General features: G+C 64.8%; 14 protein-coding genes. 10 read left to right on the top strand and 4 right to left on the bottom strand.

Annotated elements, in window-relative coordinates; genetic code table 11:
• Position 1: 1 nt before the first annotated feature.
• Both OKW20_RS11130 and OKW20_RS11125 read left to right on the top strand, forming a co-directional pair.
• Positions 2-787 (top strand): HvfC/BufC family peptide modification chaperone, encoded by a 786-nt coding sequence (locus OKW20_RS11130; RefSeq protein WP_429172340.1) that lies wholly within the window; start codon positions 2-4, stop codon positions 785-787.
• 4 nt (positions 788-791) lie between these two features.
• Positions 792-1,301, top strand: a complete 510-nt coding sequence (locus OKW20_RS11125) for a DoxX family protein (protein WP_429172176.1) — start codon at positions 792-794, stop codon at positions 1,299-1,301.
• 45 nt (positions 1,302-1,346) lie between these two features.
• Here the strand turns inward: OKW20_RS11125 and OKW20_RS11120 are convergent, their stop codons facing one another.
• From OKW20_RS11120 to OKW20_RS11110, 3 genes are read right to left on the bottom strand one after another with little or no spacing between them, the layout of a single operon-like run.
• Positions 1,347-2,453: an ABC transporter substrate-binding protein gene (locus OKW20_RS11120; protein ID WP_429118116.1), complete on the bottom strand. Its 1,107-nt coding sequence runs from the start codon at positions 2,451-2,453 to the stop codon at positions 1,347-1,349.
• Complete coding sequence (locus OKW20_RS11115) at positions 2,450-3,835, bottom strand: sensor histidine kinase N-terminal domain-containing protein (protein ID WP_429172174.1); 1,386 nt, start codon at positions 3,833-3,835, stop codon at positions 2,450-2,452. Before OKW20_RS11115 ends, OKW20_RS11120 begins: the two co-directional genes overlap by 4 nt.
• The gene (locus OKW20_RS11110) at positions 3,822-4,496 is read right to left on the bottom strand and encodes a response regulator transcription factor (protein WP_043624419.1); all 675 of its coding nucleotides are present in this window, start codon (positions 4,494-4,496) and stop codon (positions 3,822-3,824) included. Before OKW20_RS11110 ends, OKW20_RS11115 begins: the two co-directional genes overlap by 14 nt.
• Before the next feature lie 280 nt (positions 4,497-4,776).
• On the opposite strand from OKW20_RS11110, the gene OKW20_RS11105 reads away from it, so the two are divergent.
• The 6 genes from OKW20_RS11105 (at position 4,777) to OKW20_RS11080 (ending at position 10,572) form a co-directional block, all read left to right on the top strand.
• The gene (locus OKW20_RS11105; protein WP_429172172.1) at positions 4,777-5,748 is read left to right on the top strand and encodes a Bug family tripartite tricarboxylate transporter substrate binding protein; all 972 of its coding nucleotides are present in this window, start codon (positions 4,777-4,779) and stop codon (positions 5,746-5,748) included.
• 132 nt (positions 5,749-5,880) lie between these two features.
• Positions 5,881-6,339: a tripartite tricarboxylate transporter TctB family protein gene (locus OKW20_RS11100; protein WP_429172170.1), complete on the top strand. Its 459-nt coding sequence runs from the start codon at positions 5,881-5,883 to the stop codon at positions 6,337-6,339.
• 24 nt (positions 6,340-6,363) lie between these two features.
• Positions 6,364-7,869, top strand: a complete 1,506-nt coding sequence (locus OKW20_RS11095; RefSeq protein ID WP_429172169.1) for a tripartite tricarboxylate transporter permease — start codon at positions 6,364-6,366, stop codon at positions 7,867-7,869.
• Positions 7,870-8,027: 158 nt separating this feature from the next.
• On the top strand, positions 8,028-8,639 hold the full coding sequence (locus tag OKW20_RS11090) for a helix-turn-helix transcriptional regulator (protein WP_429172167.1): 612 nt from the start codon (positions 8,028-8,030) through the stop codon (positions 8,637-8,639).
• Positions 8,636-9,613 carry an ornithine cyclodeaminase family protein gene (locus OKW20_RS11085; RefSeq protein WP_429172165.1) on the top strand — a complete coding sequence of 326 codons (978 nt, stop codon included), beginning with the start codon at positions 8,636-8,638 and terminating at the stop codon, positions 9,611-9,613. The genes OKW20_RS11090 and OKW20_RS11085 overlap by 4 nt, the downstream gene beginning before the upstream one ends.
• On the top strand, positions 9,610-10,572 hold the full coding sequence (locus OKW20_RS11080; RefSeq protein ID WP_429172163.1) for a pyridoxal-phosphate dependent enzyme: 963 nt from the start codon (positions 9,610-9,612) through the stop codon (positions 10,570-10,572). Before OKW20_RS11085 ends, OKW20_RS11080 begins: the two co-directional genes overlap by 4 nt.
• 29 nt (positions 10,573-10,601) lie before the next feature.
• Here OKW20_RS11080 and OKW20_RS11075 read toward each other — a convergent pair whose 3' ends face one another.
• Positions 10,602-11,543, bottom strand: coding sequence for a LysR family transcriptional regulator (locus OKW20_RS11075; protein WP_043624434.1), 942 nt, complete (start codon positions 11,541-11,543; stop codon positions 10,602-10,604).
• A 111-nt stretch (positions 11,544-11,654) separates the two neighbouring features.
• Here OKW20_RS11075 and OKW20_RS11070 point away from each other — a divergent pair, with 111 nt between their 5' ends.
• The gene (locus OKW20_RS11070; protein WP_429172161.1) at positions 11,655-13,454 is read left to right on the top strand and encodes an adenine deaminase; all 1,800 of its coding nucleotides are present in this window, start codon (positions 11,655-11,657) and stop codon (positions 13,452-13,454) included.
• A gap of 60 nt (positions 13,455-13,514) precedes the next feature.
• Positions 13,515-14,915 carry an NCS2 family permease gene (locus tag OKW20_RS11065; protein WP_429172159.1) on the top strand — a complete coding sequence of 467 codons (1,401 nt, stop codon included), beginning with the start codon at positions 13,515-13,517 and terminating at the stop codon, positions 14,913-14,915.
• Positions 14,916-14,956: the final 41 nt, after the last annotated feature.

The raw sequence follows: 14,956 nt of genomic DNA, 5'->3' as shown, positions 1-14,956 counted from the left end.
AATGCTCCCCATCCCGATCGGCCGAGCCGGCAGCTATGCCGCCGGTTTCGTGCCGCCGTTGCTTGCACCCGACCGGCCGACACCGGCCGTTGTCGCCGGTCCGAACGGCAAGGCGGCGGTGAAGCGCTTCAATGTCTATCGCAACAACGTCACGGTCAGCCTGATCGAGGCGCTGGCGGCGACCTTTCCGGCAACCGAGCGCATCACCGGCGAGGCCTTCTTCCGCGCCATGGCGCGCTTTCACGTGCGGGAGACGCCGCCGAACTCGCCGCTGCTTTTCGAATACGGCCACGACTTTCCCAATTTCATCGCGCGCTACGAATACGCGAAGGGAATGCCCTGGCTTGCCGACGTTGCCAGGATCGAGCGCGCCTGGCTCGACGCCTATCATGCCGCCGATGCGCCGGCGCTTGCGCCGGCAGCGCTTTCCCTGGTTCCGCCCGAGCGGCTTGGCGACGTCGTTTTCGAACCGCATCCGGCAAGCAGGATCGTGCGTTTCGATTATCCGGCCGTCACGATCTTTGCCGTCAACCGCGGGCGCGGACCGGTCGGGCGCATCGAAACGGCTGATCCGGAGAGCGCGCTGATCACCCGGCCCGGCCTCGACGTCATCGTTCGAAACCTCGCGCCCGGCGCCGATCTCCTGCTTTCACGCCTGCTGGCAGGCGTTCCCCTCGCCGCGGCCGCCGCGGAAGCTTCAACCCGATCTCCCACGCTCGATCTTACAGCCGCAATCGCCACCGCGCTCGAAGCCGGCGCTTTTGCGGCCATCCATCACGGAGGATGAAACCATGATGTCCGCATCCAGATTTTCGCAGAACGGCAGTCCTGCCGACCTGTCGCAATGGGCCCGTCGAGCGAACCGCGCCGTCGGCGTGCTTGCGCCGCTCTGGCTCTCCCAGCTTGTGCTGCGCTTTGGCCTTGCCGTCCCCTTCTTCCGATCCGGCATGAGCAAGTGGGACGGCTTCCTGCAGTTGAACGACGTGGCGGTGCTGCTTTTCAGCTCCGAGTTCCAGCTGCATCTGCCGGGCGGACCCTATCCCTACCCCGCTCCCGCCGTAACGGCCTTTGCGGCCGGCTCGGCGGAAATCGTTCTGCCAATTCTGCTCGTTTTCGGCCTGGCGACCCGCTTTGCCGCCCTCGGCCTGCTGGTGATGACGATCGTCGTGCAGTTGACTGTGCCGGACGGCTGGCCGATCCACATTACCTGGGCCGCCATGGCGCTCGCGCTGATGGCCTCCGGTCCCGGGAGGCTGTCGCTCGACCACGCATTGTGCGCCTGGCGCAAGGGCGAGCGATAGGCCGCGCGCGATCCCGGCGCCTGCATCTGCCGCAGGCGCCGTCCTTCAATTCGGGCGCAGCCGGACCGGGGTATCGACGATCAGCTTGGTCCAGTCGTCGATGAAGCGGGACCGCTGCAGCCGGTCCTGGGCGGCAAGCAAAGCCGGGCCGATGCGGATCGGCCGGCCGATACCCGACTCCACAAGTTTTGCCGGGCCGTCGACCTCGGCCGGCAGTGCGCCGTTCCACGAAAAGAAGAACGCTTTCTCCCGCGCCACCTCCTGTCCTCGCTCGGACAGCAGATAGTCGAGAAAACGACCGGCAAGATCGCGGCGTTTCGCCCCCACCGGGACCAGCGCGCCGCGGCTGAGGATCAGTGTATAGTCGCGCGGGAGCACGATCCTGAGCTTGGCGTTCCGGCGCGAGGCGGCATAGGCGTAGGAGCCGAGGATGTTGTAGCCGATATAGACGTTGCCACTGTCGAGTTCCGACAGAACCGCGTTGTTGCAGCAGCGCAGCACCGCCTGGGCGCGGCTCAAGCTTTCGAGCAGGCGGCCGTAGGTGGTCGAGGCCTGTTGGGCATCGAGGAAGGCGAGCAGATAGCCGATGCCGGACTGCCGCAGATCATAGGTGCCGATGCGGCCGCGATAATAATCCGGCTTGAAGCGCAGCAGATCGGTCAGCTCGCCATGGGTGTGCGGCACGTCCTCCGGCGGCACGAAGTCCTTGTGATAGACCATGACCGAGGGCTCGAAGGTGAAGCCGAAGACCTCGTCGCGCCAGTTCGCCCAAGCCGGCACGCTGCCAGTCTCCGGCGAGACATGCGACAGAGCACAGCCGTCGTTTGCAAGCTTCACCAACTGGTCGACGGAGGACGACAGCAGGAGGTCACCGAAGGGCTGCTGCAATCGGCAGGCGATGTCGGCATCGTGATAAAGCTCGTTGGTCACGTAGTCGGTATAGTCGATGGCGACATCCCGCGCCGTCAGCTGAAAATCGCGGATCAGCGGCTCCATCGCCTCGATGTCGGTCGCGCCGTTGATGACGAGCCGGCCGCGCTCGGCGTCGAGCGCCGGAAAGAACGCACGCGTCCCCTCGACCGCGCCGGCCGGGCCGGCAAGGCCAAGGACCGCGAGAAGTGCGATCGAAGGAAGCTGTCGCCACATCCTCATGGTCCCTCCCGATAAAGGGGAACATCGAGAATGACGGTGAAGTCGTGCGCGCCTTTCTCCAGAAACCGGACCGTGCCGCGATGGGCAAGCGCTACCTCCGCCGCGATTGCAAAGCCGAGCCCCATGCTTCCCTCTCCCGTCTTCGAACTGACGAACCGCGTGGTCACCGCCGCCCATTCGCCCGGCGGAATGCCGGGACCGTCGTCGGCGACCTCCACCAGGGCACGATCGTCGTCGCGCCGCACGCGTACGGCCAGCCGTTGCGCGACACCGTGCTGCAGCGCGTTGTCGATGATGTTGGCGATCGCCTCGCGCAGGCTCACCGCATCGCCGAGCACGAAAACCGGCTCGCTGCAGTCTTCGAAGGAGACGACGACATCCGGGTCGACGGTAATCGGTACCGTCGAGCGAAACGCTTTGCGGGCGATATCGCCAAGATCGACCGGCTTGAAACGCACGGAATCGGATCGGTGGATGACCATGGCATGGCTGAGCAGCTGGTTGGTGAGCCGCGCCAGCTGGCTGACGCGATCGCGCACCCGCCCCAGATGCCGTCTGCGGTTGACGTCGAGGTCGTCGTCGTCGAGCATGTCGACCTGCGCCGAAAGGGCCGTCAGCGGCGTGCGGATCTGGTGGGCCGCATCGGCGATGAAGCGCTGAAGCAGGGTGACGCGTTCGTCGAGGCGGCCCATGAAGTGATTGATCGACCCGACGAAGGGCTTGAGCTCCCTCGGCATGTCGGCCTCGACGGGGGTCAGGTCCTGCGGATCGCGGGCACGCAGCGTCGCGGCAAGGGCATCGACGGGCAGCAGCGAATAGCGGATGGCAAGCACGGTGCCGGCAAGCGCAAGCAGGCTCATGGTGCCGACGAGGATCATCGCGCGCGTCGTCAGTTCGCCGGCAAGCCCACGCCGCGCTTCGGTCGTCTGCGCCATCACCACATAGGCCCAGCCGGAAAAGGACGGGTCCGACAACGCCCGCGAGACCACGGCCACGCGCACCGGCACCTTGCGATATTCCGTCGTCAGGAACACTGGGCCGGCCCGCGCCGCTGTCACGTCGACGCCGGTATCGAGATCGTCGTAGCCGGTCAGGGTTCGGCCATCCGGGCCAACCACGCGATAAAAAATGCGGTCGCGCTCGGCAAGGCCAAGCAGTTCGAACGCCGACGACGGCAGCGAAACGCCCAGATTGCCGGCGTCAACGGTCATGTTCGCGGTGATCTGGATCGCCGCACCGAGCAGCAGCCGGTCGTAGGCATCGTCGGCAGCCGCGCGGGCATAGTACCAGGCAGCCGCCGAGAGCAGCGCCGCCCCAGCGCAAAGCACCAGCGCCACGCGCAGCACCAGCCGCCAGAAGAGAGAGGTTTCACGCTGCTTCATCAGCCACCAGTTGATAGCCGAGACCACGGATGGTGACGATGCGCACCGACGAGCCCTCGATCTTCTTACGCAGCCTTCCGACATAGAGTTCGACGGCGTTGGGGTTGACGTTTTCGTCGAAGCCGAACAGCCGGTCGAGCAGCTCGTCCTTGCTGAAAACCCGCCCCGGCCGGGCGGCGAGCACCTCCAGAAGCGTGATCTCGCGGCGCTTGAGCTGGACCTCGCGGTTGCCGACGCGCACGGAGCGGCTGTTGCGGTCGAGCACCAGATCGCCGCACTCGATAAGGTTGGTCGGATCGCCCTGGCGGCGGCGCAGGAGCACACGCGTACGCGCTTCGAGCTCGCGGAAATCGAACGGTTTCACGAGGTAGTCGTCGGCGCCAAGGTCGAGCGCGCCGACCCGGTCCTCGATTTCGGAACGCGCCGTCAGCACCAGCACCGGTGTCGTCTTTCGCCGGGCGCGCAGATGGCGCAGGATCTCGAACCCGTCGAGCCCCGGCAACATGACGTCGAGGATCACGAGATCATAATCGGTAAATTCGAGTATGTCGGCGGCGGCTTGACCGTCCGTCTGCCAATCGACGGTGTGCCCGACCTTTTCCAGTCGACGGCTGATTGCCTCCCCGACATCCCTCGTGTCCTCCACCAGAAAGATGCGCATGAGCAAGCAGTGACACGGAAGATTCCGCCGATCAACCCGGCGGATATGACCGCTTTCGTGACAGCGTGGTGACAGGTTCGGGGAGGAAAGAGGGTTGCCTGACCGCGACAACGGGAGATGCGGCCAGGGTCTGGAGGACAATCATCGCCGGGGCATTTTCGGGCGGCCGCATACGCGGTCCGTCGATGCTGGTCGATGCCCGTCCGGGCCTTGGATGTCACGGTGGGGCAGGTGTGCGACAGCGCCCTCGAAAGAAAAACTCATGGATGGGAGAGAGACCATGACCCGAACCTTCGTAAAGACCCTTCTGGCGGCCGGACTGTTTGCCGCCGTTCAATCGCCGGCCGGCGCCGAGCCCACCAAGCCTGAGTGCCTGGCCGGCGCCAAGCCGGGCGGCGGCTTCGACCTCACCTGCCGGCTCGCCGCCAATGCGCTGCTCGAAGCCAAGATCATCGGCAAGCCGATGGCCGTCACCTACATGGAAGGCGGGGTCGGTGCGGTTGCCTACAACCACGTCATCGGCAAGCGCGGCACCGACGGCAACCTGATCACCGCGGCCTCGTCCGGCTCGGCGCTTCTGATCGCCCAGGGCAAGTTCGGCCAATATGACGAAACGGCCGTGCGCTGGCTCGGCGCGCTCGGCGCCGACTACGGCGTGCTCGTCGTTGCCGCCGATTCCCCCTACAAGACGCTTGGCGAACTGATCGCCGCCTACAAGGCAAGCCCGACCGACTTCTCGGTCGCCGGCGGCGGCGCCGTCGGCTCGCAGGACTGGATGAAGGGTTCGCTCTTGGCAAAGGCTGCCGGCCAGGAGCCGAAGCAGATGCGCTATGTGGCGCTCGAAGGCGGCGGCGCGGTGCTGACGGCGCTCGAAGGTGGCCACGTCAAGGTCGGCGCCGGCGATGCGGCGGAAATGTCCAAGCACCATGCCGCCGGCAAGGTCCGCGTGCTCGCCGTCATGGCGCCTGAGCGCCTTCCGGGCGAACTCGCCGAAGTGCCGACGGCCAAGGAACAGGGCGTCGACATCGAATGGCCGGTCTGGCGCGGCTACTATGTCGGCAAGGACGTCTCCGACGCGGACTACAAATGGTGGGCCGACGCCTTCACCAAGCTCGTCGCAACGCCGGAATTCGTGAAGGAGCGCGAGGCGCGTGGCCTCTACGAATACAACCAGGTCGGCGATGCCTTCGACCGGCAGGTCAAGGCGGACGTGGCACGCTTCAAGATCATCGCCAAGGAAGCCGGCATGTAATGCCGAGTATCGGAGCGGGACGACCTCCCGCTCCGATCGCCACCATCCTGCGGGCACACGGGCACGGGCGAACCGCCTGGCCGTGAAGGAATGCCCGTTTTCCGTGACGACGTGATCATCGGGAAACCCAACATGTCAGACACTCCATCCTCATCCTCCCTCATCGGCAGGATCGGCGGCCTTGCCATGCTTGCGCTGGCGATTGCCTACGGCATCGGCGGCAGCCAGATCGAATATGCCTTCGCCTCCGATCCGCTCGGTCCACGCGTCGTGCCGGTGCTGCTTGCCATCATCCTTGCCGTCCTGTGCCTCTTCTATCTGAAAAGCCCCGGAACGGCCGAAGCCTTCCCGCGGGGACCGCTTCTCGTGAAGATCGTTGCGGTACCGTTCCTGCTTCTCGCGTCGGCGCTGCTTCTGGAACCGGCCGGCTTCGCCGCCTCGATCTTCCTTTTGACATTCGGCGTCGGCTGGATCTTTGGCGCACCGCTGCGTCTCGCGTTGATTGGCGGCGTCGGACAGGCGGTCCTCTGGTGGTTCGTCTTTTCCTACCTGCTCGACGTCTATCTGCCCGCCGGCCGGCTGTTCGGCTGATCCGCCGGTCAAGGAGTTACACCCATGAATCTCGAATATCTCTGGAACGGTTTTACCGTCGCCCTGACGATGCAGAACCTGCTCATCGGTCTTGCAGGCTGCTTCATCGGCACTCTGGTCGGCGCCCTGCCGGCGATTGGACCGATCAACGGCATCGCGCTTCTGATCCCGATCGCCTATACGATGGGCCTGCCGGCTGAAAGCACGATGATCCTGCTCGCCGCCGTCTATTGCGGCGCCGAGTATGGCGGCCGGATCTCCTCGATCCTTCTGAACGTGCCGGGCGATGCCGGCGCAGTGATGACCGCACTCGACGGCAACCCGATGGCCCGCCAGGGCCGCGCCGGCGAGGCGCTGATGCTCTCCGGCCTCTCCTCCTTCGTCGGCGGGGTCTTCGGCGCCGTCGGGCTTGCGCTGTTTGCGCCGCTGCTTGCGGGCCTCGCGATCGGCTTCGGCCCGGCCGAGTACTTCGTGCTGATGGTCTTTGCCTTCGCCACGCTCGGCTCCATGGTCGGCAGCCAGCCGGTAAAGACGCTGATCGGCTGCACGCTCGGCCTGATGCTCGCAACGGTCGGACTTGACGCCACCTCCGGCGCCTACCGCTTCACCTTCAACGAGCCGGAACTCGGCGACGGCATCGAATTCGTCGTGCTGGTCATCGGCCTGTTCTCGGTGTCCGAGGCGCTGCTGATCCTCGAACACCAGGCAAGCGGCGTCACGGTCATCCGCGAGCTCGGCCGCATGACCGCCCGCCTCGACGACATCCGCAAGTCCGTCGGTGCGACGTTGCGCGGCTCGGTCATCGGCTTCATCGTCGGCGTGCTGCCCGGCACCGGCGCGTCGGTTTCGAGCGCGGTTTCCTACACCACGGAAAAGCGCATCTCCGACACCGAGGGCACCTTCGGCAAGGGCGACGTGCGCGGCCTGACGGCACCGGAGGCGGCCAACAACGCCACCGCCTGTGGTGCCTTCGTGCCGATGCTGACGCTCGGCGTGCCCGGCTCCGGCACGACCGCCGTCATGCTCGGCGCGCTGATGCTCTACAACATCCAGCCGGGCCCGATGCTGATCACCGAACGACCTGAAGTGGTCGGCGGCCTCGTCGCGTCGCTGTTTATCGGCAACGTGCTGCTGCTCCTCCTCAACCTGCCGCTCGTCAACATCTTCGCCCGCGTACTGACGGTGCCGAACTGGCTGCTGGTTCCGGGCATCCTGGTCCTGTCGGTTGTCGGCGTCTATTCCACCCACGCGTCGGTGTTCTCGATCCTCCTGATGCTCGGCATCGGCGTCATCGGCTGGCTGCTTCGAAAGGCCGGCTTCGACATGGCGCCGATCATCCTCGGCTTCGTGCTCGGGCATGTGATGGAGGTGAACCTGCGCAATGCACTGGCGATCAGCGGCGGCGACATCTCGATCCTGTTCCAGAGCAAGATCTCGATCATCCTCTGGATCCTGGCGGGCGCCATGGCCGTGCTGCCGCTTCTTGTCGGCTGGAGGAAGGCGAAGCGCATGAAGACCGCGACGAGCTAGCTGATCCCCTCCCTGTCGGCTGCTTGAACAGCGGCGCGCGAACTCATCGCGCGCCGCTGTTGTCGTTTTTGGGCGGCACCAACTAAAGACTATAAATCCAATATAGACAATTTCGTCTATGCATGCTTTAAGGGGCGCCATCGAGGAAGAGGAACGCCGTGACCCCAGAACTCCGCCCCTATAGCCTGGTCTGCGACGCGGTCGCCTTGCTGTTTCAGCCCTATGCCGAAGTCGTGCTGCATGACCTCGCAAGCGAAACCGTCGTCCATATCGCCGGCAACTTCTCCAAGCGCGAGATCGGCGAACCCTCGCTGCTGAGCGAAATCGGCTTCAGGGAAGGCGATGCGATCATCGGCCCCTACGAAAAGGTCAACTGGGACGGGCGCTCTATCAAGGCGATCAGCGCGGTCTTGCGCGATGCGGCCGGCAAGGCGATCGGCGTCCTTTGCATCAATGCCGATGTCTCGGACTTCCATGCAGCACTCCGCACGCTCAACGCACTCGTGCGCGTCCCGGTCAATGCAGACAGGCCGGAGAGCCTGTTCAAGGAGGACTGGCACGAACGCGTCAACGAATATGTCCAGCAGTGGACGGCGGCGCGGGGGCTGACGATCTCAACATTGAGCCGGACCGACAAGCAGGCGTTGGTCGTTGCGCTTTCTTCAGACGGCGCCTTCGGCGGCAAGAATGCTGCGTCCTACATCTCGCGCATCCTCGGCATGGGCCGCGCGACCGTCTACAAATATCTGAGCCAGGGGAGCGCGCCATGATCGTCGTCGGCCGCGAGAAACTCGCATCCCTGCCGCTGCTGACGCTCGCCGCACCGGCCATCCGCGACGCCTACATCGCCGTCACGGATGGCCGCGCCAACCTGCCGCCGGTTGGCTACCTGCCGCTTTCCGATCGCAATGCGGATTGCCACATCAAATACGGCTACATCGAAGGCGATCCGATCTTCGTCGTGAAGATCGCCTCCGGTTTCTACGACAATCCGGCCAAGGGACTGCCGTCGAGCAACGGCATGATGGTCGCCGTATCCTCGCAGACCGGCGACGTGATGGCCGTGCTCGACGACAAGGGGCTGCTCACCGATCTGCGCACCGGCATCGGCGGCGCGCTCGCGACCATGGCGCTCTGGCGCAAGGACGCGCGGAGGATCGGGATCGTCGGCACCGGGACGCAGGCGCGCATCCAGATCCGGGCGCTTGCCGCACTCTCGGATCGACCACTGCGGTTCACGGTCTGGGGGCGATCCATGGAACGGGCGAACGCCGTGCTTGCCGACCTTGAGGACCTCGACCTTTCCATCGCTGCAACGACCGATCTCGAAACCCTCTGTCGCCAGTCCGATGCGATCGTCACCACGACGCCATCGAAGGAACCGCTGATCCGATCGGACTGGATTGCGCCCGGCGCCCATATCACCGCCATGGGCGCGGACGCACCCGGCAAGCAGGAACTCGACATTGCCCTCGTCGCGCGCGCCGACCGGCTGGTCGCCGATCTCGCCGAACAATGCCTTGACCATGGCGAACTCTCCGCGGCGGCGCGCGCCGGGCTGATCGGCGTGGACCGCTGTGTCGCGCTCGGCGCGATCCTTTCCGGTGCTGACGAAGGCCGGCGCTCGGACCGCGACATCACCATCGCCGACCTCACAGGGATCGCGACGCAGGACATCGCCATCGCCCGCACCGTGCTCGATGAACTCGGCCTGCTCGGCCGCCCGCAAGGAACAACCGCATGACCAAAGACGTCCTCGAAACGGCGGCGCGCTCTGTCCGTGCGCGCCAGCGCATCCGCCCCTTCATCTATGAGACGCCGCTGATCCCCTCGCGCGCGATCGGACGGCAGACATCCTCGACGGTGCTGTTCAAGGCGGAAAACCTGCAGCTGACCGGCTCCTTCAAGATCCGCGGTGCGGCGAGCAAGATGACCTCGCTGCCACGGGACCAGCAGGTGATCACCGCCTCCTCCGGCAACCACGGCATCGGTGCGGCCCATGCGGCAAGCGCGATCGGGCAAAAGCTGACTGTCGTGCTGCCGGAGATCGTCAAGCCGGCGAAGCTGGAACGCATCCGCGCCTACGGCGTCGACGTCGTCCTCCACGGTTCCGAAACCGGGCTTGCCGAACAGCATGCGCAGCAACTGGCCGCGACCGAAAAGCTCGGCTACGTCTCGCCCTACAACGACCCGGAAATCATCGCCGGCCAGGGCACAATCGCGCTTGAACTGCTGGAGCAGGCCGAGCGCATCGACAATGTTTTCATCGCCATGGGCGGTGGCGGACTGATCAGCGGCATAGGCTCGGTGCTGAAGAGCTTCAGCCCGTTGACCCGCGTCATCGGCGTCTCCGCGGCAAATTCGGCGGCGCTCGCGGCTTCTATAAAGGCTGGCCGAGTGGTCGAAACAGAACACCTCGACACGCTCGCCGATGCCGTCGCCGGCGGTCTTGACGAAGACAGCATGACACTCGGGCTTGCGATGGCCGTCGTCGATGAGGTCGTCACCTGCTCCGAAGCCGAGATTGCCGCGGCGATGCGGGACGTGCTTCTCGATGAGCATATGCTGGTCGAAGGAGCGGCAGCTCTCGCACTTGCCGGCTTCCGGCAGATCGCAGGAAGATGCGCCGGCCAGACCAATGTCGTCCTGCTCTGCGGCGGCAATATCGACGGCGCCAGCGTGCTGCCTTCATTGCTGGGCTAGAGACGCCGCTGCATGGCCCTGCCCCGCCTCTAGAGGCTGACGCGCTCCACGTAGTAGCGCGGGATCTTCACCCGGTCCCGGTCGCGATAGAAGTCGATGCAGAAATCGACGAAGGCCTTGAACCGCTTCGAGACGTGCCGGCGGCGCGAATAGATGAGGTTGATCGCCGTCTGCGGCGAGCGCCAGTCCGATAGCACCGGCTCGAGCAGCCCCGCCTGCCGCTCGGTCTCGACGAAGAAGTCGGGCAGATAGGCAATGCCCTCGCCGGCGACGGCGAAATACTTGATCGTCCAATAGTCGTTGGTGGTGCAGGTGGCGGTCGGAAGCAGGTCCACCTCGTCCTCGCCGGGCTGCGTCAGATACCAGGACTGCAACCGCGTCGGCTGGCGGAAGACGAGGCCGCGATGGCCGGCGAGCGCATCCGGATCATCCGGCTGGCCATGGCGGGCGATGTATTGCGGGCTCGCGAAGAGGCCGTAGGAGGAGACCGAAAGCCGCCGGCTGATGTAGTCCACATCGGACGGCTCGCCCCAGTGGAAAATGCCGTCGAGCGCCTGTTCGGTGACATCGGAAAAGGGCTGGCGTGAGGACAGGAACACGACGTCGAGATTGACTTGCGGATATTGCTGGCGAAAGGCGTAGAGCAGTTCCGAGGTGATGGTCGTGCCGAATTCGCCGGTCGAGCCCACGCGCAGCGTGCCCGCCACCTCCTGGCGCATCTCCGCCATCGCCGTTGCCGCATCGTCGCAATTCGACTGGATCAGGCGCGCGTAGCGCAGGAACTCGGCGCCGGCATCGGTCACATGCAACTGATGGCCCTCGCGCACGAAGAGTTCGATGCCGAACTCGTCCTCCAATTGTCGGATCTTATGGCTGAGCGTCGATTTCGGCAGGCGATGGCGACGCGAAGCCGCTGAAATCGAACGGGAATCCGCAACTTTCACAAAGCAGTCGATGAGCGAGAGATCCATATTTCGTCCAAAATCTTGTACGATATGTCCATAGATTAGCCTATTTCGGCCCATTGTGTAAACGACTGGGAATTGGGAATATTCACTGGAGCTAAGGGAGAAGAGGTTCCAGTGAGCGATATCAGAGAATTCATTCGCGCCGCATCCGGCACCGGCGGCAAGGCAACGCTGGCGATCCGCGGCGGTCGCCTGGTCAACGTCGTTTCGGAAGAGATCTATCAGGCCGACGTCGCCATCTATGGCGAACGCATCATCGCGGTCGGCGACATCACCGACTATATCGGGCCTGAGACGAAGATCGTCGACGCCACCGGCAAGTACCTGGCACCGGGCATGATCGACGGACATCTGCATGTCGAATGCTCGAAGATGTCGCTGACGAGCTTTGCCAAGGCTGTCGTGCCGCTCGGCACCACCTCGATCGTCACCGGTCTCGACCAGATCATCGTCGTCGGCGGCCCCGCCGCTGCGCGCGAGTTCCTCGATGAAGCCAAGCAAACGCCGCTCAAGGTCTTCTGGGGCGCGCCGTGCAAGACGCCCTACACCATGCCGCGTTCGACCGTCGGCCACTATTTCAGCCCGGCCGATCACCAGGCGACGCACCACTGGCCGGAATGCGTCGGCATCTGGGAGACCGTGCGCGAATTCATCCAGGAAGAGGACGCCGACGTCCTGGCGGCGCTCGAACTTGCGGAAAAGAGCCGGCTTCCGGTGCTCGGCTGCTGCCCGATGACCCGCGGCGCGCGGCTCAACGGCTACCAGCAGTCCGGCGTGCGCGCCGATCATGAAAGCTACACACCCGAGGAAATGCTCGAAAAGCTGCGCGCCGGCATGCATGTGGTCGTGCGCGAATCCTCGATTTCGCATTTCCTTTCCGACAACCTGCGCATCGTCACCGAAATGGGCGTCAAGGCGCTGCGCCGCATCAGCTTCTGCACCGACGACGTGGTAGCGAGCGACATCCTGAAGCGCGGCCATCTCGACAACATGGTGCGCATGGCGATCGCCATGGGCATTTCGCCGATGGCAGCGATCCAGATGGCAACCATCAACGGCGCCGATGCGCTCAGGATCGACGACAAGGTCGGCTCGATCTCGCCCGGCCGCGCCGCCGACATCCTGCTCGTCGACGACCTGCGCAACTTCAGCATCGAAACCGTCGTCGCCAAGGGCGAAGTGGTCGCCCGCAACGGCAAGATGGCGATCGAGCTGACGCCGCCTGAGCGCAGCGTCGCCCTGCTCAACTCGGTCAAGGTAAAACCGCTGCAGCCCGGCGATCTCAAGGTTGCCTATCACGGCGCCGGCGAGACGGCGGACGCGATGGCGATCGCCGTCACCCCGGAAAAGATCTTCGTGCGCACTCGCCGCGACGTGACGCTTAAGGTCAAGGATGGCGAGGTTCTCGCCGATCCCGCTGCGGACGTCCAATATGTCACCGTGGTCGAGCGTTACGGCAAGACGAACAACCGCCCGGTCGCCTTCACCTCCGGCTTCGGCCTGAAGGAAGGCGCGATCGCCAGTTCCACGGCTCCCGACGACAACAACATCATCTGCATCGGCGCCGATCTCGAGGACATGCGCACCGCCATCAATCACCTGATCGCCAACAATGGCGGCCAGGTGGTGGTCCGGAACGGCAAGGTCGAGGCCTTCCTGCACCTGCCGATCGGCGGCATCGTCTCCGACATCGAGCCGGCCGAGATGGCGGCGCTGGAAGACCAGCTCGACGATGCGGCCCGCGCGCTCGGCTGCCCGCTGCCCTGGCCCTTCATGTACATGTTCGTGTTGCAGATCACCGCGATCCCGGAATATGCGATCACCGATCTCGGTGTCGTCGACTGCGTCGGGCTGAAGGTGATCTCGCCGTTTTCGCCCGCCGGCGGCGACGAGCGCGCAGTCGCTGCGGAATAATGCCTTGGAAGGGGGCCGGTCACGCCGGCCCCCTTCTTCGTTCAAAAAAAGGGGAACAAGATGAACTATCAGAACAAGTCCGTGGAGGCGGCACCGAGCCCGGAGACATCCTGGCTCGCAGCGCTGCTCGACCGCTACTTCCAGATTTCGCGGCTCGGCTCGACCGTCCGCACCGAGATCCTCGCAGGCCTCACCACCTTTCTCGCCGCCTCCTACGTCATCGTCGTCAATCCCTCGATCCTCGCGCATGCGGGCATCCCGTTTTCGGCGGGCGTGACGGCGACGGTGCTCGTCAGCTTCATCGGCAGCTGCGCCATGGGGCTTTATGCGCGCAGCCCCATTCTGGTGGCGCCCGGCATGGGCATCAACGCGCTCTTTGCCTACACCATGGTTGTCGGCGCCAAGGTGCCGCTCGAGGTCGCGCTCGGCTGCGTATTCTGGGCCGGCGTGCTCTTCACCGTCATGGCGTTCTTCAATTTGCGCCAGACGATCATCGAGGCGATCCCGGTCGATCTGCGCTATGGCATCGCCTGCGGCATTGGCCTGTTCATCGCACTGATCGGCCTGGAAAACGCCAAGTTCATCGTCGCCAAACCCGATACGATCGTCGGTCTCACGCAGTTCAATCCGGTGACGCTGACCTTCATCGCCGGCTTCGTGCTGACGGTGGCACTGGTGGTCCGGCGGGTGCCCGGTGCAATGATGGCCGGCATGATCCTCACCACCATCCTGTCGATCCCGATCGGCCGTTGGTGGGGCGACGGAGCTGCGTTCTGGCCGGAGACGCCCGATGTACACACGCTCGTCAACTGGAGCGGCTTTTCCGCTGCGCCGGATTTCAGCTTCGTCGGCCAGATCGATCTCCTGGGCGCGCTGAACCTGATTTACCTGCCCTTCATCTTCGTCTTCCTGTTCACCAACTTCATCGAGGCGCTTTCGACCTTCCTCGGTCTCGCGGAAGCGGCCGACCTCAAGGATGAAAACGGCATGCCGCGCAACATTCGGGAATCGATGCATGTCGACGCCATCGCGGCGCTGATTTCAGCACCGCTCGGCACCAGCCCGGCGACCGTCTATCTCGAATCCGGCGCCGGCATCCAGCAGGGCGGACGCACTGGTCTCGTCGCGCTGGTCGCGGGTCTTCTCTTCGTGCCTTTCCTGTTCCTGTCGCCGCTGCTTTCCCTGGTGCCGGCGGTCGCGACCGCACCGGTGCTGATCCTCACCGGTCTGTTCATGTCCGAGCCGATCAGCAACATCCGTTGGAGCGCGCTCGACGAGGCGATCCCTGCCTTCCTTGCGATCGTCTTGATCCCGCTCACGTTCTCGATCACGCTCGGCCTGTCACTTGCGATCATCGCCTATGTGCTGATCAAGCTGGTCTGCGGCCGGGCCGGCGATGTAAGACCGGTGATGTGGTTCGTGGCCCTGCTTGCCGCGGCTCTCGTCGCCCAGACCCAGTAACCGCCAGAAATCCTTCGGCGCCCTCGATGGTGGGGCGCCGA

The organism is Ensifer sp. LBL, from assembly GCF_050435225.1.
Taxonomy (GTDB): domain Bacteria; phylum Pseudomonadota; class Alphaproteobacteria; order Rhizobiales; family Rhizobiaceae; genus Ensifer.
This window is presented reverse-complemented; position numbering and strand designations above follow the sequence as displayed.